The following is a 20,432-nucleotide window of genomic DNA, read 5'->3' as shown; positions in this document are numbered from 1 at the left end:
AAACGAGATTGAACGGGTAGGTGAGCGATGTCGCGGATTGGCAAGAAGCCCGTCGTGGTTCCGGGTGGAATCACGGCGACCGTCGACGGACAGACCGTTTCGGTGAAGGGACCGAAGGGCCAGCTGGCCTTCGTGGTTCACGATCTGGTCGCGGTCGAGCAGACGGCGGATGGCATCACGGTTACGCCGCGCGACGAGTCCAAGAAGGCTCGGTCCCTCTGGGGCATGTCGCGGACGATGGTGTCGAACCTGGTGGTAGGCGTCAGCAAGGGTTTCGAGCGCAAGCTCGAGATCACGGGTGTCGGCTACAAGGCGGCGGTGCAGGGCAACAGCCTGAACCTGTCGCTCGGCTACAGCCATGATGTGGCCTTCCCGATCCCGGAAGGCATCACCATCACCTGCGCGAAGCCGACCGAGATCCTGGTCTCGGGCATCGACAAGCAGAAGGTCGGCCAGGTGGCCGCCGAAATTCGCGAGTGGCGCCAGCCGGAGCCCTACAAGGGCAAGGGCGTGCGCTATGCGGGCGAGTTCATCGTCCGCAAAGAAGGCAAGAAGAAGTAACGGGTGGCAGCGATGGCGAGACATCTTACGACAGACGAGCGTCGCCGCGCCCGCGTGCGGCGTGCCCTCAAGGCGGCGGCGAACGGTCGGCCGCGGCTCAGCGTGTTTCGGTCCTCGAAGCACATCTATGCCCAGATCATCGACGACGCCGCCGGCGTCACGGTGGCTGCGGCCTCCACGCTCGAGAAGGATCTGCGCACCGATCTGAAGACCGGCGCGGATACTGCGGCGGCTTCGGTCGTCGGCAAGCTGATCGCCGAGCGCGCGACGGCTGCGGGTGTGAGCAAGGTCGTGTTCGATCGCGGCGGGCGCATTTATCACGGGCGCATCAAGGCGCTCGCCGAGGCCGCCCGTGAGGGCGGTCTGGATTTCTGACGACACCGCAGCCGGCTGAGGGGCCCTGGGCCAAACCGGGCCGCGAAGAAATCAAGGACTATGGAATATGGCTCGAGAGCGGGAACGGGAAGAGCGCGATAGCGAATTCGTCGACAAGCTCGTCCACATCAATCGCGTCGCGAAGGTGGTCAAGGGTGGTCGGCGTTTCGGCTTCGCTGCGCTCGTCGTCGTCGGTGACCAGAAGGGACGCGTCGGCTTCGGACATGGCAAGGCGCGTGAAGTGCCTGAGGCGATCCGCAAGGCGACCGAAGCGGCCAAGCGCGGCCTGATCCGCGTTGCGCTGCGCGAGGGACGTACGCTGCATCACGACGTCGCCGGCCGCCACGGCGCCGGTCGCGTGATCCTGCGCGCTGCCCCGGCCGGTACCGGCATCATCGCCGGCGGTCCGATGCGTGCCGTGTTCGAGACGCTGGGCGTGCAGGATGTCGTGGCGAAGTCGCTCGGCTCCTCCAACCCCTACAACATGGTGCGCGCGACGTTTGCCGCGCTGAAGCACGAGGACAGCCCGCGCTCCGTCGCGGCTCGCCGCGGCATCAAGGTGTCGGCGCTGCAGGCGCGTCGCCGTGACGTCGATGCGGATGCGGCCGCCGAGGCGTGAGCCAGGCAGGCCCGAGAACCGAGGGCGCCCGGATGGGCGCCCGCATGATCCGGGATTGAACCGATGACCGAAGCCAAGAACACCATCACGGTCGAGCAGACCGGCAGCCCGATCCGCCGGTCGGCCGATCAGCGGGCGACGCTGGTCGGTCTCGGCCTGAACAAGCTGCACCGTCGCCGCACCCTGCAGGATACGCCTGCGGTGCGCGGCATGATCACCAAGGTCGCCCACCTCGTCCGTATCGTGGACGAGGCGTGAAGGAGTCCCGTCCATGAAGCTCAACGAGATCCGGGATAATCCGGGCGCCACGAAGTCGCGCATGCGCGTCGGTCGCGGCATCGGCTCCGGCAAGGGCAAGACGGCCGGCCGCGGCGTGAAGGGTCAGAAGTCCCGCACCGGCGTGGCGATCAAGGGCTTCGAAGGTGGCCAGATGCCGTTGCATCGCCGCCTGCCGAAGCGCGGCTTCAACAACATCTTCCGCAAGAGCTACAACGTCGTTTCGGTCGGCCGCATCCAGCAGGCGATCGATGCGGGCCGGCTCGATGCGTCGGCTGTTGTCGATGCCGAAGCGCTGAAGGCGGCCGGCGTGCTGCGTCGCGTGAAGGACGGCGTCCGCCTCCTCAACGACGGCGAACTCACCGTTGCGGTGAAGTTCTCGGTCGAGGGCGCCTCGGCGGCCGCGATCGCGGCGGTCGAGAAGGCCGGCGGCTCGGTCGCGCTGAAGTCCGGCGAGACCGCGGAAGCCTGATGACGAACGCCGGCCGGGTTCGGTCGGCGTTTTTCATTCGGGGTTCGTCGGCGGTTTCCGGCGAACGCGGGCTACGGCTCTCATCGGTATCTGAACGCTCTTCGGGACCGCGGTCGCAAGATCGCGGTCGTGTCGCGAGAAGGGTACCCCGGTGGATCGGCCTCCCGGCCGGTCACCAAAAGGCGACAGGTCATTCCTAAAATTGCCTGCGACCCGATGCGGGCATTGTCGCGCGGTGGAATTGGACTAGGATCGCGGCCCGAATCGAGGGCACGCGTGGCCCTTGGACCCTCAATGGCTGGAACGGGCCTGAACCGGCGTGCTCGCCGCAAGACGGTTGCCCGATTTCGAACATGCGGATGCGTTTTGATGCGCGCCGCCATGCGGCCTGGGTCTGACAGCGGCGAGCGGAGCGGAACATGGCATCGGCGGCTGAGCAACTCGCATCGAACTTGAATTTCGCTGCCTTCTCGAAGGCGAGCGAACTCAAGAAGCGCATCTGGTTCACGCTGGGCGCGCTGCTTGTCTATCGCCTCGGCACGTACATCCCGCTGCCGGGAATCAACCCCGACGCGCTCGCCCAGGCCTTTTCCGGCGCCCAGCGCGGCCTGCTCGGCCTGTTCAACATGTTCGCCGGCGGCGCCGTCGGCCGCATGGCGATCTTCGCGCTCGGCATCATGCCGTACATCTCGTCCTCCATCATCATCCAGCTGCTGACGACCGTCGTGCCGTCGCTGGAGGCGCTGAAGAAGGAAGGCGAGAGCGGCCGCAAGATCATCAACCAGTACACCCGTTACCTGACGGTGCTGCTGGCGGTCGTGCAGGCCTATTCGATCGCCATCGGCCTCGAGGCGGCGCAGAACGTCGTGATCGAAGGCGGCTGGTTCTTCCGGGCCTCCACCACGGTGACGCTCGTCGGCGGCACGATGTTCCTGATGTGGCTCGGCGAGCAGATCACCGCGCGCGGTATCGGCAACGGTATCTCGCTCATCATCTTCGCCGGTATCGTCGCCGGCCTGCCGACGGCACTCGCCGGAACGCTGGAGCTCGGCCGCCAGGGCGCTATCTCCACGGTGGTGATTCTCGCGATCATCGTGCTCGTGGTCGTCGTGATCGCCTTCATCGTGTTCATGGAGCGCGCCCAGCGCCGGCTCTTGATCCAGTATCCGAAGCGCCAGCAGGGCAATCGCATCTTCCAGGGCGAGTCGTCGCACCTGCCGCTGAAGCTCAACACCTCGGGCGTGATTCCGCCGATCTTCGCCTCGTCGCTGCTGCTGATCCCCGCGACCGCGTCGAGCTTCGCCGCGAGCGCCAATATCGGCTGGCTGACCACGGTCACGACGCTGCTCGGCCACGGCCAGCCGCTCTACATGGCGCTTTATGCGGCGCTGATCGTGTTCTTCGCGTTCTTCTATACGGCGATCGTGTTCAATCCGACCGAGACCGCCGACAATCTGAAGAAGCACGGCGGCTTCATCCCCGGCATTCGGCCCGGCGAGCGCACGGCCGAGTACATCGACACCGTGCTCACGCGCATCACCGTGCTCGGCGCTATATACCTTGTGCTGGTTTGCCTTCTGCCCGAATTTCTAATATCGGCGACAGGTGTGCCGTTCTATCTCGGCGGCACCTCGCTCCTGATCGTGGTGAGCGTGACCATGGACACGGTCTCGCAGGTTCAGGGGCATCTGCTCGCCCACCAATACGAAGGGCTCGTGAAGAAAGCGAAGCTCGGGGGAAAACGTCGATGAGACTGATATTGCTCGGACCGCCCGGGGCCGGGAAGGGCACCCAGGCGGCTCGCCTGGTGGAGCGGCACGGCATCGTGCAGCTTTCGACCGGCGATATGCTGCGGGCGGCCGTGCGTGACAAGACCCCTGTCGGCCTGCGGGCGCAGGACATCATGGCGCGTGGCGAGCTCGTGCCCGATGCCGTGGTAGGCGAGATCGTCGCCGACCGCATCGAGGCGGCGGATTGCGCGCGCGGCTTCATACTCGACGGATTCCCGCGCACGGTGGCGCAGGCCGAGATCCTGAAGGATCTGATGGCGCAGAAGGGGCTGACCCTCGACGTCGTGATCGAACTCGTCGTGGACGAGTCGGCGCTGCTCGGCCGCATCGAGAAGCGCGCCCGCGAATCGGGCGCCGCCGTTCGCGCGGACGATACGCCCGAGGCGCTGAAGAAGCGCCTTGAGGTCTACCGCGCCCAAACCGCGCCGGTTTCCGACTATTACCGCGCCGCGGGACTGCTCCAGACCGTCGACGGCATGCTGAATGTCGACGAGGTGACGGAGCGGATCGAGGCGGCGATCAAGGCCAGTGTGGCCTGAAACGACCATGAGAACCGGATCGCGGCGGTTGACTGTATCGCCGCGATCCATTAAGGAACGGCACCATTTCGCGATCGTGATGCGATCGGTGCCGGTGGCCGAGAGGCGACCGGAGCCGGTCGTTGCGTGCTTGAGATCGTCCGGGTGATGGAATCGTAAGCGCGATTCGTTGCCGTTCGGTTTCGGGTGCCGAAGTTCGAGACCAGCGACTGCCGGCTTCGCGCCGGTGAAGAACGTTGCCCCGCCGGTGTCGGCAGGGGTCTAGGAGATAGAAGCGTGGCCCGTATCGCAGGCGTCAACATCCCGACGAACAAGCGCGTCCTGATCGCGCTTCAGTACATCCACGGCATCGGGCCGCGGAAGGCTCAGGACCTGATCGAGAAGGTCGGGATCGCTCCCGAGCGTCGCGTCAACGAGCTGTCGGATTCCGAAGTGCTTCAGATTCGCGAAGCCATCGACCAGGACTACGTGGTCGAGGGCGACCTGCGTCGTGAAGTGGCGATGAACATCAAGCGGCTGATGGACCTCGGCTGCTATCGCGGCCTGCGCCATCGTCGCGGCCTGCCGGTTCGCGGCCAGCGCACGCACACCAATGCGCGCACCCGCAAGGGTCCTGCCAAGGCGATCGCCGGCAAGAAGAAGTAATCAGGCGCCCGTTCGGTCGAGGCCCGGGTTTCCCGACGCCTTCATCTGGTGCGGGACCACGGTATCCCGGCGTGATGCCGGTTCGATGTTGGAGAATTGAAAGACCATGGCGAAAGAAGCCACGCGCGTCCGCCGCCGCGAGCGCAAGAACATCTCGTCTGGCGTCGCTCACGTCAACGCGTCGTTCAACAACACCATGATCACCATCACCGATGCCCAGGGCAACGCGATCTCGTGGTCGTCCGCCGGCACGATGGGCTTCAAGGGCTCGCGCAAGTCGACCCCCTACGCCGCGCAGGTCGCCGCCGAGGACGCGGCGCGCAAGGCGCAGGAGCACGGCATGCGCACCCTCGAGGTCGAGGTGTGCGGTCCGGGTTCGGGTCGTGAATCGGCGCTGCGTGCTCTCCAGGCCGCGGGCTTCATGGTGACGTCGATCCGCGACGTGACCCCGATCCCGCACAATGGCTGCCGGCCGCGCAAGCGCCGCCGCGTCTGAGGACGCTTGTCGGGTGGGGCGCCGCGATGCGGCCCGCCCGATCTGAAGCGCCGTGTCCTTGAGCCGGCGCCTTCACTTGAATGGCGGACCCCTGGCCGCGATCCCGGGGGCGCTCAGGAGGCGATGCGCTTCATAGGGCGGTGATGTGAAAGGGTGCGGACCGTGACCATCCAGAAGAATTGGCAGGAGTTGATCCGCCCGACCAAGCTCGACGTCAAGGTGGGCGATGATCCGAAGCGGATCGCGACCGTCGTGGCCGAGCCGCTGGAGCGCGGCTTCGGCCTGACGCTCGGCAATGCGCTTCGTCGCGTGCTGCTGTCGTCGCTCCAGGGTGCGGCGGTGACGGCGGTACAGATCGACGGCGTGCTGCACGAGTTCTCGTCGATCGCCGGCGTGCGCGAGGATGTGACCGACATCATCCTCAACATCAAGGAAGTCGCGCTCCGCATGCAGGGCGAAGGCCCGAAGCGGATGGTGCTGCGCAAGCAGGGCCCCGGCGTCGTGACCGCCGGCGACATCCAGACGGTGGGCGACATCGAGGTTCTGAACCCCGATCTCGTGCTCTGCACGCTCGACGACGGTGCCGACATCCGCATCGAGTTCACGGTCAACACCGGCAAGGGCTATGTCCCGGCCGAGCGCAACCGGCCGGAAGACGCGCCGATCGGGCTCATCCCCGTCGACAGCCTCTATTCGCCGGTCAAGAAGGTGTCCTACCGGGTCGAGAACACCCGTGAGGGCCAGGTGCTCGATTACGACAAGCTGACGCTGTCCATCGAGACCGACGGTTCGGTGGTGCCGGACGACGCGGTGGCCTATGCCGCCCGCATCCTGCAGGACCAGCTGTCGGTGTTCGTGAACTTCGAAGAGCCGCGCCGCGAGGAGATCCGCGACGACGTTCCGCTCCCGGCGTTCAACCCCGCGCTTCTCAAGAAGGTCGACGAGCTGGAGCTTTCGGTCCGTTCGGCCAACTGCCTGAAGAACGACAACATCGTCTATATCGGCGACCTGATCCAGAAGACGGAGGCGGAGATGCTTCGCACCCCGAACTTCGGCCGCAAGTCGCTGAACGAGATCAAGGAAGTGCTGGCCCAGATGGGTCTGCACCTCGGCATGGAAATCGAGAACTGGCCGCCTGAGAATATCGAAGAGCTGGCCAAGCGTTACGAAGATCATCACTACTGAGAGCGATCCCGGCGGTTTCGGCCGCCCGCTTTCGGTGACACGACGGAATTCGAGAAGTAGGAGAGGGCCATGCGCCACGCGAACAGCGGTCGCAAGCTCGGTCGGGACAGCGCCCACCGCAAGTCTTTGTTCGCCAATCTGGCGGTGTCGCTGATCCAGCACGAGCAGATCGTGACAACCCTGCCGAAGGCGAAGGACCTGCGTCCGATCGTCGAGAAGCTGATCACCCTCGGCAAGCGCGGCGACCTGCACGCCCGCCGCCAGGCCATCGCGCAGATCAAGGACCTGGAGACGGTCCGGAAGCTGTTCGACACCCTCGGCCCTCGCTACAAGGAGCGCGCCGGCGGCTACACCCGCGTGCTGAAGGCGGGCTTCCGCCAGGGTGACGCGGCCGCCGTTGCGGTGATCGAGCTCGTCGATCGCGATCCGGCTGCCAAGGGTGCCGCCGATCGCGCGCGCGCCGAGGCCGAGGCTGCTGCCGAAGCGGCGTGATCCGTTGGCCGGCTTGGTCCGGCGCGGGTTCCTGTCTCAGGTTTGAATCGGGGGCGGTCTTCGGGCCGCCCCTTTTTCGTTCGATGACGGCCACCTCTGCGCGCGGCGCATCGCGGTGCGGGCGACCGGGGGTATGGTGATCATGCGGCTCCTGCGGGTGGCGGCGAGAGGCGGGCCGGCGTGCCTGAGGCGGGGGTAGCGCGGAGGCCGACGGCGACCGGCGGTGGATCGGGCGCGCACGTTCCGTGGCGCGTCGGCGGCACGCCGCTCTGCCGTTTTCCTGTCGTGTTTGCTTGCTGCCATCGCCACCGCGGCCCGAGCCTTTTCCGTTCAGATCATGCCGGTCCGGACGGAATGCTCTCAAGTCTTTGAATCTGGGGCGGTTTCCTGTCGGTCCGGTGAGTCTGCCAGACCGGAAGGCCCTTCAGAGCCGAAAAGTGGGTGAGGAAGAGCGAATGCCAGGTTTCCGGATGCCACGTTTCCCGACGCCGCGTTTTCCCCTGACGCGTGTTCCGCGCGCCTTCAGCCGGATTGCCGTCGCGGCTGTCGTCGCGCTCGGGCTCGGTGCCGGCGGGGCGGCTTTGTTCGTGCAGAGCTCGGTCGCTCAGAACGCCGCGCCTGCGGCTCCGGCGGCGCCAGCCGTGCGCGTGCCGACGAGCAAGGCGGAGATCACGCTCTCCTTCGCGCCCGTCGTGAAGAGCGTCGTGCCGGCGGTCGTGAACGTCTATGCCTCGCGCATCGTGGCGCAGCCGTCTTCGCCGTTCGGCGACGATCCGCTGTTCCGGCGGTTCTTCGGCGGCGGCGACGGCCTGCGCGGACCCACCCGGCAACGGCAGCTCCAGTCGCTCGGCTCGGGCGTGATCGTCGATCCCTCCGGCATCATCGTCACCAACAACCACGTCATCAAGGATGCCGACGCCGTGCGCGTCGCGCTCGCCGACCGGCGCGAATTCGATGCCGACATCGTGCTGAAGGACGAGAAGACCGATCTCGCCGTGCTGCGCATCCGCGGCGCGCAAGGCACGTTCCCGGCGCTGACGCTCGGCGATTCCGACAAGCTGGAGGTCGGCGACATCGTGCTGGCGGTCGGCAATCCGTTCGGCGTCGGCCAGACGGTCACCCAGGGCATCGTCTCGGCGCTGGCGCGCACCCAGGTCGGCATCACCGACTATCAGTTCTTCATCCAGACCGATGCCGCGATCAATCCCGGCAATTCCGGCGGCGCGCTTGTGGACATGAAGGGCAACGTCGTGGGCATCAACACCGCGATCTTCTCCCGCTCCGGCGGTTCGATCGGCATCGGTTTCGCGATTCCCGCCAACATGGTGCGGCAGGTGGTCGACGCCGCTCGGCAGGGTGGCGTGATCCGCCGGCCGTGGCTGGGCGCGACGCTCCAGACGGTGACGGCCGATATCGCCGACGGCCTCGGCCTCGACAGGCCCGAGGGCGCGATCGTGACCGCCGTAGTGGCGGGCAGCCCCGCCGCGAAGGCGGGTCTCGAGGTCGGCGACCTCGTCGTCTCGGTCGATGGCGTCGAGATCGACGATCCCGACAGCTTCGGCTACCGCTTCGCCACCAAACCGCTCGGCGGCACGGTGGCGCTCGGCATCCGCCGTGGCGAGGAAACGCTGTCGCTTGCGGTTGCGCTGGTTCAGGCGCCGGAGGTTCCGGCCCGCGATGCGCGCAATCTCGACGGCGTGTCGCCGTTCGCGGGCGCGACGGTGATGAACCTGTCCCCGGCGGTCAATGACGAGCTGCGGCTGCCGGGCGACCGCAAGGGGGTAGCGGTCTCGCGCGTCGCGGCCAACTCCATCGCCGCGCAGGTGGGCTTCGTCGCGGGCGATATCGTGCTGGAGGTCAACGGCACCGCCATCGACACGACCGCGCAGCTCGCCAAGCTCACCGCGCGCCGGGCGCCGGTGTGGCGGATCGCGGTCGAACGCGAGGGCAGGGTGCTCCAGATCGCGCTGAGGGGGTAGGCCTCGACCGTCGGCCTCTCGGCGACAGGCGGCAAGGCGCTGGAAGCGGCCTTGTCGATCCACTATGCAAGGCCGTCCGGCGGCGTTCCGTTCCGATCGAGCCGATCCGAACGGGGCGTTACTCCGGGCCGTGTTGAGATCGCTGCCGCACACCGGTCCCTGCGTTGTTCAGGCGCGCCGGCGGCGGATGCCCGGGGTTCCGCCATGTCCGATCTGTTCGCCGCCGCCGGTTTCGAGCGGTCCGCGCCGCGTCCGCTGGCCGACCGCCTGCGGCCGAGGAAGCTCTCCGAAGTCGTCGGCCAGGACCATCTGGTCGGGCCGGACGGAACCCTGACGCGGATGCTGCGCTCCGGCTCCGTCGGCAGCCTGGTGTTCTGGGGCCCGCCCGGCACCGGCAAGACCACGGTCGCGCGGCTGCTGGCGGGCGAGACCGATCTCGCCTTCGAGCAGGTGTCGGCGATCCACACCGGCGTGGCGGACCTGAAGAAGCTGTTCGATGCCGCCCGCGGCCGCCGCGCCATGGGCAAGGGCACGCTGCTGTTCGTCGACGAGATCCACCGCTTCAACAAGGCCCAGCAGGATTCCTTCCTGCCGGTGATGGAAGACGGCACGGTCACGCTCGTTGGCGCCACCACGGAAAACCCGTCGTTCGAACTGAATGCCGCGCTTTTGTCGCGCGCGCAGGTGCTGGTGTTCCGCCCGCTCGACGGCGAGGCGGTGATGCGCCTGCTCGGCCGCGCCGAAGAGGTGGAGAAGCGGCGCCTGCCGCTCGACAAGGAGGCGCGCGGCGTGCTGGTGCGCATGGCCGACGGCGACGGCCGCGCCGCGCTGACGCTCGCGGAGGAGGTCTGGCGCGCCGCCGGCGAGGGCGAGATCTTCGACGCCGAGCGGCTGCAGGCGGTGCTGCAACGCCGGGCGCCGATCTACGACAAGTCCGAAGACGGGCACTACAACCTGATCTCGGCGCTGCACAAGTCGGTGCGCGGCTCGGATCCCGATGCGGCGCTCTATTATCTCTGCCGGATGCTCGATGCCGGCGAGGACCCGCTGTTCGTGGCGCGGCGGCTGGTGCGCATGGCGGTGGAGGATATCGGTCTTGCCGATCCGCAGGCGCTGGTGGTCGCGAACGCGGCCAAGGACGCCTATCACTTCCTCGGCAGCCCGGAGGGCGAGCTGGCGCTGGCGCAGACGGCGATCTATCTCGCCACCGCGCCGAAATCCAATGCCGCCTACAACGCCTACAAGGCCGCGATGCGCGTCGCCAAGGAGAACGGCTCGCTGGTGCCGCCGAAGACGATCCTGAACGCGCCGACCAGGCTGATGAAATCCGAGGGCTACGGCACCGGCTACCGCTACGACCACGACGAGCCGGACGCCTTCTCGGGGCAGGACTATTTTCCCGAAGCCATCGGCCGCCAGAGCTTCTACCGGCCGACGCCGCGCGGCTTCGAGAAGGTGCTCGGCGAGCGGCTCGCCCGATGGGCGGAGCTGAGGCGCAGCCGCAACGAAGGCTGATGCGGTCGCGATAGGCCCCCGGCCACTCTGTGCATCCGCATGGCGGAGAGCCGCATTCCCCTTTTCAGGCCGATGGATTAGCGTGCCACGACGATGCGCGGCGGGGCCGGACCGCCGCCTTGCCGTCGTGACAGGCTAGCTGGGGAAGACCGATGTCCGATGCAATGCTGGTGTTCGTCGGGGGCGGCCTCGGCGCCCTGGTGCGTTACTATGTCGGCATGTTCGCGATGAAGACGTTCGGGATGGCGTTTCCCTGGGGGACGTTCTTCATCAACATCACCGGCTCGTTCATCATGGGCGCGGTGATCTCGTGGCTGGCCTTCCAGGAGCCGACCGCTTCGAAGTGGTTCCGGGTGTTCTTCACCACCGGTGTGCTCGGCGGCTACACCACGTTCTCCACGTTCTCGCTCGACAGCTTCGTGCTGTGGGAGCGCGGCGAGCTGATGCTGGCGGCCGCCTATGTGCTGGGTTCCGTGGTGCTGTCGCTGCTGGCCGTCGCCGCCGGGATGCTCGGCGGGCGGATGCTGTTCCAGTAGAGCGCTTTCCGACCGGCTCGATCCGAACGGAAGACGCGCCGGCCGGCCGAGCCGCGCGCGGCGCGCGCAGGCGCCCGCACTATTCCGCGCTTGCGAACCGGGCGGGAACCTGCCACCTACGGGGCATCATGGCAGGCGTCTACACCATCACCGTTGGCCGCGACGAAGACGGCATGCGTCTCGATCGCTGGTTCAAGGCTCATTATCCGGGGCTGGGCTTCGTCCAGCTGCAGAAATTGTTGCGCTCGGGGCAGATCCGGGTCGACGGCGCGCGCGTCAAGGCATCGACGCGGCTGGCGTCGGGGCAGGGCGTGCGCATCCCGCCGATGCCGACCGACGGGCCGGCGGGCGCCTCGCCCTGGGCCGGCGGCGGTGGCGGCGAGGAGCGCGGCGAGCGGCTGGCCCCGGCCGGCCGGCCGAGCGACCGCGCGTTCCTGGAAAGCCTCATCCTGCACGAGGATCGCGAGACCTTCGTGTTCAACAAGCCGGCGGGCCTTGCCGTGCAGGGCGGTTCAGGCCTGACGCGCCATGTCGACGGCATGCTGGAAGCCTTCCGCGACGCCAAGGGCCAGAAGCCGCGCCTCGTCCACCGCATCGACCGCGACACCTCGGGCATTCTGGTGGTGGCGCGCACGCGGCTGGCGGCGGAGAAGCTGACCGGCTCGTTCCGCGCCCGCCAGACCAAGAAAATCTACTGGTCGCTCGTCAAGGGCGTGCCGAAGCCGCGGCAGGGCCGCATCTCCACCTTCCTCGCCAAGGAGCCGGGGCCGGAGGGCGAGCGCATGCGCATCGCCCAGCACGGCGAGGACGAGGCGGTGCACGCGCTGACCTATTATGCCGTCGTCGACCAGGCAGCCCAGCAGATCGCCTGGCTTTCAATGCGGCCGGTGACGGGGCGCACCCACCAGCTTCGCGCCCACGCCGCCCATATGGGCCACCCGATCATCGGCGATCCCAAATATTTCAACATCGAGAACTGGCAGCTGCCCGGCGGCATCCAGAACCGCCTGCACCTCCACGCCCGGCGGATCATCATCCCGCATCCGGCTGGCGGCGTGCTCGATGTGTCGGCGCCGCTGCCGGACCATATGCAGCAGTCGTTCAACCTGCTCGGCTTCGACAGCTCGATCTACGATCCGATCGAGGACTCTCCCGACGAGTGAGCCTCGTCCGGCTCCGGACGGCTGGCGGCGGCGGGCCGATGCCGCCATGCTGGGCCGGCTTGATTCGCATCCGTTAACCGATGCCGGGGCATGATCCGCCAAAGCGCGGCGGGTGCCGCGCGAGAGCGGACAACGAGGCCGACAGGGTGAGCGAGCCGACCACTTCAGCCCCATCCCAGGGCGCCGCGGAAGCCGCGCCGCCGCTCGGCTGGCTCGCCCGCCTGTTCGCCGTCTACGGCCGGCGGCGGGTCGCCGTCATGCTGCTGCTCGGCTTCTCGTCGGGCCTGCCGCTGCAGCTGACCGGCTCCACCTTGCAGGCGTGGCTGACCGAGACCGGCGTCAGCGTCGAGACCATCGGCCTGTTCGGGCTGGTCGGCATCGCCTATGGCTGGAAATTCGTCTGGTCGCCCGCCATCGACGGCTTCGCCATCCCCGGCCTGTCGCGGCTTCTGGGCCACCGCCGGGCCTGGCTGCTCTCCATCCAGATCCTGCTGATGGCGGCGATCGCCTGCCTCGGCCTGTTCGATCCCGCGGTGGACCGGATGGGCGTCGCCGCGGTCGCGGTCGTGGTGGCGTTCCTGTCGGCGACACAGGACATCGCCGTCGACGCGCTGCGCATCGAATCGCTCGAAGAGAGCGAACAGGCCGCCGGCACCGCCAATTTCCTCGCCGCCTACCGGGTGGCGATGCTGGTGTCGTTCGCCGGCACGGTCGGGCTGGTGTCGTGGATCGAGGCGTCGGGCGTGCCGCAGGCGGAAGCCTGGCATCTCGGCTTCATCGCGGTTTCGAGCCTCGTGCTGATCGGCATCGTCGGCACCTTCCTGGCGAAGGAGGACTGGGCGGCGCAGGCGCCGCGCTTCGCCCACCGCGCCGAGGGCCGCTTCCGCAGCGCCGTGGTCGATCCGTTCCGCGACTTCGTGAAGAAGGACGCGTGGTGGCTGATCCTGCTGTTCGTGCTGCTGTTCAAGCTCGGCGACGCCTTCACCACGGAACTGCGCACCTATTTCTTCCTCACCATGGGTTTCGAGAAGGCGACCTACGCGGCGCTGCAATGGCCGTTCGGCTTCTTCTCGGTGATCGCGGGCGGGTTCGTCGGCGGCATCCTGGCGAACCGCATCGGCGTGATGAAGGCTCTGTGGATCGCCACCATCGGCCAGATGGCCACCAACATCACCTTCGTTTGGCCGGCGCTGGACCTGCCGCATCTCGTCGAGGCGGTGGGCGTGGTCGGAGCCGACGGGGTGAAGCGCATCACGCTGACGTCGATTTCCGAGCACGGCCTCCAGGGCCTGTGGGCCGCGACCACGCTGTGCGGCACCATCGCACTGGAGAACTTCGCCACCGGCATCGGCGGCACGGTGATGGCGGCCTATCTCTCCAAGCTCTGTTCCAACCGCGACTACACCGCCACCCAGTTCGCGCTGCTTACCTCGCTCGAGGGCATGGCGCGGGTGACGCTGGCGGCGCCGGCGGGCTTCGTCGTCGCCTATGCGGGATGGGTCTGGTACTATGTGATCGCCACGCTGCTGGCCCTGCCGGGGCTCGCCCTTCTGGGCGTGCTCAAGCGGCGCGAGGCGCGGCGCGCAGCCTGAGGCGGCACAAGGTCGCCCCGGCTTCGCGTTCATCCGACCGTCTCCGTCCAGACATCCCCGCCAGCGAGACTATCCGCGCCTTTATCATCCGATGGTCGGCGCGCCCAGCCGGGCGCCCAAGAAGCCGGAGCAACCGATGACCGACGCCGTCGCTGAAGCACTCGCCCGTCTCGAAGCGCACCGCGCCACCTTCGACGGCGTGCACATGCGCGACCTGTTCAAGGCCGACAAGGACCGCTTCGCCCGGTTCTCGCTCAAGGTCGACGACCTGCTGATCGACTATTCCAAGCATCGCGCCACCCGCGAGACCTTCGACCTCCTGGCCGATCTCGCGCGGGCCGCCGATGTCGAGGGGCTTCGCGCGCGGATGTTCGCGGGCGAGCCGATCAATTTCACCGAGCATCGTTCGGTGCTGCACGTCGCCCTGCGCAACCGCTCCAACCGGCCGATCTATTCCGCCGGCAAGGACGTGATGCCCGAGGTCAACGAGGTGCTGGCGCGGATGCGCGCCTTCGCCGAGGGCGTGCGGTCCGGCGCCATCGCGGGCGCGACCGGCAAGCGCATCACCGACGTCGTCAATATCGGCATCGGCGGCTCCGATCTCGGCCCGGCGATGGTGACGCTGGCGCTCGCGCCCTATCGCGGCGACGGGCCGGCGGTGCACTACGTCTCCAATGTCGACGGCGCCCACATCCACGACACGCTGGCGACGCTCGATCCGGAAACGACGCTGTTCCTCGTCGCCTCCAAGACCTTCACCACGCTCGAGACCATGACCAATGCCGGCACCGCGCGGGCGTGGGTGGTGGACAAGCTCGGCGACGCCGCGGTCGGTTCCCACTTCGCGGCGCTCTCGACCAACCTCACCAAGATCGCCGCGTTCGGCATTCCGGAAGACCGCGCCTTCGGGTTCTGGGACTGGGTCGGCGGGCGCTATTCGGTGTGGTCGGCGATCGGCCTCTCGGTCGAACTCGCCGTCGGAGCCGACAATTTCGAGGCGTTCCTCGCCGGCGGCCACGCCATGGACGAGCACTTCCGCACCGCGCCGCTGCTGGAAAACCTGCCGGTGATCCAGGGCCTGCTCGGGGTGTGGTACCGCAATGTCTGGGGCTTCCCGACCAAGGCGATCCTGCCCTACGACCAGCACCTGTCGCGCTTCGCCGCCCACCTGCAGCAGCTCGACATGGAATCGAACGGCAAGCGCGTCACCCGCGACGGCACGCCGGCGAAGACCGCAACCGGCCCTGTGGTCTGGGGCGAGCCCGGCACCAACGGCCAGCACGCCTTCTACCAGCTCATCCATCAGGGCACCGACGTGATCCCGGCCGACTTCCTGATCGCCGCGGAGCCGCACCAGCTTCCCCACCAGCACGGCTACCTCGTCGCCAACTGCCTCGCCCAGACCAAGGCGCTGATGGAAGGCCGCACGCTGGAGGAGGCGACGGCGCAGCTTCTCGCCGCCGGCATGGCTCCGGACGAGGCCGCGCGCCTCGCGCCCCACAAGGTGTTCCCGGGCAACCGGCCGACCACGACCATCGCCTATGCCAAGCTCGATCCGTTCACGGTCGGCCGCCTGCTCGCGCTCTACGAGCACACCGTGTTCGTCGAAGGCGCGATCTGGGGCATCAACTCGTTCGACCAGTGGGGCGTGGAACTCGGCAAGGAACTGGCGCTGTCGCTGCAGCCGGTGATCGACGGCAAGGCGGACCCTGCCACGTTCGATTCCTCCACCGCCGGCCTCGTCGCCCACCTCCACGCCAACGGTTCGGTGGTCGGCTACAACACCTGATCCAGTCCGGATCAACGGACAGGTGAGAGACCGGGGCGGCGAGCGATCACGCTCGCTGCCCCGACTGTTTTCGGGCGACGTTGGATGGTATGCTGGGTACACAATGTGTATCTGATGGGCCGGAGCCGGAAGGGAAGAGAACATGGCCTCGCCATCGAAGGAGACTTTGCCTGCGGCTGCGACGCGCCCGGTAAACCTGCGGGTGCGCGAGGATGTTCGGGACCTGATCGATCGGGCCGCGCAGATTGCCGGCAAGACGCGCTCCGACTTCATGATCGATGCCGCTCGCCTGGCCGCGGAGCACGCATTGCTTGATCGTGCCTTCGTGCGCGTCGACCATGAGACCTTCGAGCACTTCCTCTCCGTTCTCGACCGCCCGCCCTCCGGTGAGGGATATGAGCGGCTGATGCGCGCGCCGAAGCCGTGGAAAGACTGAGCGTGGAGCTTCATGCGCCGGCACCGCTGCTGGAGACGCATGTCTTGACGGCATTCCAGTCCGGCGAAGCGGCGCTCGACGACTGGCTGCGGCGGCGCGCCCTGGCAAACCAGATTTCCGGCGCGTCCCGCACCTATGTCGTGACCACAGCGGAACGCCGGGTGGTAGGATATTACGCGCTGGCATCGGGTGCGCTCGCGTCGTCGGATGCGACCGGCCGGCTGCGGCGGAACATGCCCGACCCGATTCCGATGGCCGTTCTCGGCAGGCTCGCGGTCGACCGCTCGATGCAGGGGCGAGGCCTCGGCGTCGCGTTGCTGCAGGATGCCGTGCTGCGCGTCCGCCACGCGTCCGCCATCCTGGGCATCCGGGGCATTCTCGTACACGCCATTTCGGACGATGCCCGAACGTTCTACGAGCACCACGGTTTCACCGGCACGCCGCGTCATCCGATGACGCTCGTCCTCTCGCTGATCGACACCGCTTCTTCATAGATCGACCGTTCGCACCGCCGATTGCAGCAAGACGCCCGTTTATGTCGTGCATGGCCGGTCTGCGGTGAGGTTTATTGCGCAAGCCGCATTTCCGCCATAATGAGGGCGCGCAAAGCCCGCATCGATGCCGGCCCCGCAGGCGCTTCCTCCCCGGCCGCGGCGCGCGCAGCATCCAGACCACGAGACCGTCATGACCGAGATTGCCGTCGGCCGGCCCTTGAACCGGCGCGATTACCGCACGCTGACGCTTTCCGCCCTGGGCGGCGCGTTGGAGTTCTACGACTTCATCATCTACGTGTTCTTCGTCGGGGTCGTCGGGCAGCTGTTCTTCCCGCCGGAAATGCCGGACTGGCTGCGCAGCGTGCAGGCGTTCGCGATCTTCGCCGCCGGCTATCTGGCGCGCCCGCTCGGCGGCATCGTCATCGCCCATTTCGGCGACCGGTTCGGCCGCAAGCGGATGTTCACGCTCTCCATCCTCCTGATGGCGCTGTCGACGCTGGCGATCGGCGTGATGCCGACCTTCGCCTCCATCGGCATCTGGGCGCCGATCGGCCTTTTGGCGATGCGCGTGCTGCAGGGCGCGGCCATCGGCGGCGAGGTGCCGGGCGCGTGGGTGTTCGTGGCGGAACACGCGCCGCGCCACCGCGTCGGCTTCGCGGCGGGGCTGCTGACCTGCGGCCTGACGGCCGGCATCATGATCGGCTCGCTGGTGGCGAGCGCCATCAACGACTGGCTCACGCCGGCCGAGGTGGCGTCCTATGGATGGCGCCTCGCGTTCGTGCTCGGCGGCGTGTTCGGGCTCGTCTCGGTCTATCTCCGCCGCTGGCTGGAAGAAACGCCGGTGTTCCAGGAGATGCAGGCCCGCAAGGCTCTCGCCGCCGAACTGCCGCTGAAGACCGTGCTGCGCGACCATGTCGGCGGCGTCGCGATCTCCATGCTGCTGACCTGGGTGCTGTCGGCGGGCGTCGTCGTCATCATCCTGATGACCCCGGCGCTTCTTGAGAAGGCCTACGGCATCGCGCCGCGCGACGCGCTCGCCGCCAACGCGGTCGCGACGCTGCTGCTGACGCTCGGCTGTGTCGCCTCCGGTGCGCTCGCCGACCGCTTCGGCGCCGGCAAGGTGCTGATCGTCGGCTGCCTCGCGATGGCGGTGACGGCGTTCGTGCTCTATTTCCACATCGGCGACGCGCCGCACCTGCTGGTGCCGCTCTATGGCATCGCCGGCCTCTCCGTGGGCGTGATCGGGGCGATCCCGTTCGTGATGATCCAGGCCTTCCCGCCGGCGGTGCGCTTCAGCGGCATCTCGTTCTCCTACAATGTCGCCTATGCCGTGTTCGGCGGCCTGACCCCGCTCGTCGTCAGTGTGTGGATGCGCGGCGAGCCGCTGGCGCCGGCCTATTATGTCGTGCTCGCCGGCCTGCTCGGTGTCGCGATCGGCATCTATCTCGTCGCATCCCCGGCCAGAACACGGAACAGCCGCGTCCACGCCTGAACCGGCCTCCTTCGCCGCAGCATTGCCGGGGGCGCGTCGCGAGACGTGCCCCCCGGGTCGTTTTCGGTGTGGATGAGCGGGCGCCGTTCTCAAATCGGTCCGATTTGACCGGCAGCGATGGACTTCGCAACAGGCTCGGGGCGAGATGGGCCGACGGGCGAATCCCGTGGTGCCGAACGGAATCGCGGGCGAGGCCGGATCAGGAGCAGGACAGCCGAACGCATGGCGAGCCCACCGGAACAATGGCCGGCCTTCGGCCGGTTGCCGCTGGACCGTGGGGTCGGAACGGCTGCGACCGCACGCAGGCCGCAGCCTGACGCGTCCGGACCGACGCGATCCGGACGACGGGCATCTGCGCCGGTTCTCGAAACGCGGGCGATGTTCGGTCAATCGGACGGGATCATGCGGTCGGAAAGCGCTCCGCAATCCGACCGTGCCGCCACGCCGGGGCGGCGGTCCGACGCTGCCGCGCGGTGGACCGGGGTGGCCGTGCTTGTCCTGACCCTCGCCCTCGGTGTCTGGCCCGAAGGCGCCACGGCGCAGGACCTCGCAGCCGGCGCGGGGCAGGGGGCCGAACAGACCGCGCCCGTGACGAAGACAGCGAAGGGCAATCGCGTCGCCCGCACCCCGGGGGCTGCCCCCGCGGCGGCAGGCGCGCAGGACACCGGCGGGCCGGTCGGCCTCGTGACGGGCAAGGGCGATCTCGCGCCGCCGGCGCCGCCCGACCCGTTTGCCGCCTTCGCCGTGATCGCCGCGGAGCCGCCGCCGAACCCGGCGCTTTCCGCGGCCTTGCGCAACAAGGGCGCGACGCCCTCTCCCGGCCCGGACGCAATGTTCTTCCCCAATTCGGCGCCATCCGACGAAGGCGCGCCGACTGCGCTGGCGCTGGTGCCGCCGGGCGTGCAGGGCGTCGCCATCGCGCCGGGCGCCGCGGGCGGCGGCTTCACGGCCGTGCCGCGGACCGGCCGCCGGACACCGGCCGCCCGGCCGCCGGTGGTCGTCGAGCCGGCTCCGGTCGTGCCACCGCCGGTCGCGCCGGAGGCCGAGGCACCGGATATCCCGCAGGCCTACATGCCCGAACTGCGGCCGCCGAGGCCGGTGGTCGCCGAGGCGCTGGAGCAGCCGGTAGTGCCGGTGCCCGTCAGCCTGCCGACGCCGCGCCCGGCCATTGCCGAGGCCGCCATCGTCAGCAGCGAGGAAGCGCCGCCCGCCGAGGCGCGCCCGCAGACCGGCGCCGCGGCCGCCGTCAGCGGGGGCCTCGTCGTGCCTGTCCCGGCGGCAAGGCCACGATTGCCCGGCACGGAGATCGCCGCGCTGCCGGGAACGTCGATCAACCCGCCGACCGACACGCTGCCCGGCTCGTCGCTCACGGCCTTGCCCGGGACACAGGACCTCAAGGGCGTGGTGCGCGGGCTGCCCGCCGCCTGCGCGGCCATCGTCGCCAAGGGCATCGCCGACATGGTGCCCTCCGAGCACAAGCAATCCGGCGGCGCCTGCCGGGTTCCGGACCTCGTGAAGGTGAGTTCGTTCAAGCTCGCCGACGGTCGCGAGGTGGAGATGACGCCGCCGGCCCACCTCAACTGCCATATGGCGACGGAGATCGTCGCGTGGATGCGCTCCGACATCGCCCCGGCGATCGCGAAGCTCGGCAGCCCGCTCGCGGCGGTGAAGGTGGCGGATTCCTATGATTGCCGGCCGCAGAACCGCCAGCGCGGCAACCGGCTGAGCGAGCACGGCCGCGGCAACGCCATGGATGTCGGCGGCTATGTACTGGCGAACGGCCGCAGCTACGCGATGGGCGGCCGCTCGCTGCCGGCCTCGTTCCGGACCGTGATGCGGGCCAGCGCCTGCGCCCGCTTCGAGACGGTGCTCGGGCCGGGATCGGACGGCTACCACGAGGAGCACATCCACGTCGATCTCGCCAACCGGCGCCGCGCCTGGGCTGCCTGCCGGTGGAAGATCACCGACGCCGCGGGCGGTTAAGCC

The 20,432-nt window shown here is 68.3% G+C and carries 21 protein-coding genes; all 21 read left to right on the top strand.

The annotated features are described in order from the left end of the window. The first annotated feature begins 27 nt into the window (after positions 1-27). The 21 genes from rplF to BUF17_RS21045 all read left to right on the top strand — a co-directional run bounded on the left by rplF (position 28) and on the right by BUF17_RS21045 (position 20,429). A complete protein-coding gene (gene rplF, locus BUF17_RS21145; RefSeq protein ID WP_073632505.1) occupies positions 28-561 on the top strand; it encodes a 50S ribosomal protein L6 in 534 nt (177 codons plus the stop codon). Between the two features lie 12 nt (positions 562-573). Further along, a complete protein-coding gene (gene rplR / locus BUF17_RS21140; protein ID WP_073632503.1) occupies positions 574-936 on the top strand; it encodes a 50S ribosomal protein L18 in 363 nt (120 codons plus the stop codon). Positions 937-1,003: 67 nt separating this feature from the next. Further along, the gene (rpsE, locus tag BUF17_RS21135) at positions 1,004-1,555 is read left to right on the top strand and encodes a 30S ribosomal protein S5 (RefSeq protein ID WP_073632501.1); all 552 of its coding nucleotides are present in this window, start codon (positions 1,004-1,006) and stop codon (positions 1,553-1,555) included. A 63-nt stretch (positions 1,556-1,618) separates the two neighbouring features. Beyond that, on the top strand, positions 1,619-1,813 hold the full coding sequence (rpmD, locus tag BUF17_RS21130; protein WP_073632499.1) for a 50S ribosomal protein L30: 195 nt from the start codon (positions 1,619-1,621) through the stop codon (positions 1,811-1,813). 13 nt (positions 1,814-1,826) lie between these two features. Further along, the gene (gene rplO / locus BUF17_RS21125) at positions 1,827-2,303 is read left to right on the top strand and encodes a 50S ribosomal protein L15 (RefSeq protein ID WP_073632497.1); all 477 of its coding nucleotides are present in this window, start codon (positions 1,827-1,829) and stop codon (positions 2,301-2,303) included. A gap of 419 nt (positions 2,304-2,722) precedes the next feature. Continuing rightward, a complete protein-coding gene (gene secY / locus BUF17_RS21120) occupies positions 2,723-4,054 on the top strand; it encodes a preprotein translocase subunit SecY (RefSeq protein WP_073632494.1) in 1,332 nt (443 codons plus the stop codon). After that, a complete protein-coding gene (locus BUF17_RS21115) occupies positions 4,051-4,632 on the top strand; it encodes an adenylate kinase (protein WP_073632492.1) in 582 nt (193 codons plus the stop codon). The genes secY and BUF17_RS21115 overlap by 4 nt, the downstream gene beginning before the upstream one ends. Positions 4,633-4,908: 276 nt before the next feature. Continuing rightward, positions 4,909-5,277, top strand: a complete 369-nt coding sequence (rpsM, locus tag BUF17_RS21110; RefSeq protein ID WP_073632490.1) for a 30S ribosomal protein S13 — start codon at positions 4,909-4,911, stop codon at positions 5,275-5,277. Between the two features lie 106 nt (positions 5,278-5,383). Next, entirely contained in the window at positions 5,384-5,773 is a 390-nt protein-coding gene (gene rpsK / locus BUF17_RS21105) for a 30S ribosomal protein S11 (protein WP_073632488.1), read from the top strand. A gap of 153 nt (positions 5,774-5,926) precedes the next feature. Beyond that, positions 5,927-6,958, top strand: a complete 1,032-nt coding sequence (locus tag BUF17_RS21100) for a DNA-directed RNA polymerase subunit alpha (RefSeq protein ID WP_244530983.1) — start codon at positions 5,927-5,929, stop codon at positions 6,956-6,958. Positions 6,959-7,027: 69 nt separating this feature from the next. After that, complete coding sequence (gene rplQ / locus BUF17_RS21095; protein ID WP_073632484.1) at positions 7,028-7,450, top strand: 50S ribosomal protein L17; 423 nt, start codon at positions 7,028-7,030, stop codon at positions 7,448-7,450. 455 nt (positions 7,451-7,905) lie between these two features. Then, positions 7,906-9,429, top strand: a complete 1,524-nt coding sequence (locus tag BUF17_RS21090; protein ID WP_244530982.1) for a DegQ family serine endoprotease — start codon at positions 7,906-7,908, stop codon at positions 9,427-9,429. 204 nt (positions 9,430-9,633) lie between these two features. After that, positions 9,634-10,944: a replication-associated recombination protein A gene (locus BUF17_RS21085; RefSeq protein WP_073632482.1), complete on the top strand. Its 1,311-nt coding sequence runs from the start codon at positions 9,634-9,636 to the stop codon at positions 10,942-10,944. Positions 10,945-11,096: 152 nt separating this feature from the next. Beyond that, positions 11,097-11,480, top strand: a complete 384-nt coding sequence (gene crcB / locus BUF17_RS21080; protein WP_073632479.1) for a fluoride efflux transporter CrcB — start codon at positions 11,097-11,099, stop codon at positions 11,478-11,480. A gap of 128 nt (positions 11,481-11,608) precedes the next feature. Then, the gene (locus BUF17_RS21075; RefSeq protein ID WP_073632477.1) at positions 11,609-12,643 is read left to right on the top strand and encodes an RluA family pseudouridine synthase; all 1,035 of its coding nucleotides are present in this window, start codon (positions 11,609-11,611) and stop codon (positions 12,641-12,643) included. Positions 12,644-12,789: 146 nt separating this feature from the next. Then, positions 12,790-14,235 carry an AmpG family muropeptide MFS transporter gene (locus BUF17_RS21070; RefSeq protein ID WP_073632475.1) on the top strand — a complete coding sequence of 482 codons (1,446 nt, stop codon included), beginning with the start codon at positions 12,790-12,792 and terminating at the stop codon, positions 14,233-14,235. 136 nt (positions 14,236-14,371) lie between these two features. Next, positions 14,372-16,024, top strand: coding sequence for a glucose-6-phosphate isomerase (pgi, locus tag BUF17_RS21065; RefSeq protein WP_073632560.1), 1,653 nt, complete (start codon positions 14,372-14,374; stop codon positions 16,022-16,024). A gap of 142 nt (positions 16,025-16,166) precedes the next feature. Further along, positions 16,167-16,460, top strand: coding sequence for a type II toxin-antitoxin system TacA family antitoxin (locus tag BUF17_RS21060; protein ID WP_073632473.1), 294 nt, complete (start codon positions 16,167-16,169; stop codon positions 16,458-16,460). A 2-nt stretch (positions 16,461-16,462) separates the two neighbouring features. Continuing rightward, positions 16,463-16,954 (top strand): GNAT family N-acetyltransferase, encoded by a 492-nt coding sequence (locus BUF17_RS21055; RefSeq protein ID WP_073632471.1) that lies wholly within the window; start codon positions 16,463-16,465, stop codon positions 16,952-16,954. Positions 16,955-17,144: 190 nt separating this feature from the next. Beyond that, entirely contained in the window at positions 17,145-18,446 is a 1,302-nt protein-coding gene (locus tag BUF17_RS21050) for an MFS transporter (protein WP_073632469.1), read from the top strand. Positions 18,447-18,848: 402 nt separating this feature from the next. Further along, entirely contained in the window at positions 18,849-20,429 is a 1,581-nt protein-coding gene (locus tag BUF17_RS21045) for an extensin-like domain-containing protein (RefSeq protein ID WP_139282635.1), read from the top strand. Positions 20,430-20,432: the final 3 nt, after the last annotated feature.

Source organism: Pseudoxanthobacter soli DSM 19599 (assembly GCF_900148505.1).
GTDB lineage: Bacteria > Pseudomonadota > Alphaproteobacteria > Rhizobiales > Segnochrobactraceae > Pseudoxanthobacter > Pseudoxanthobacter soli.
This window is presented reverse-complemented; position numbering and strand designations above follow the sequence as displayed.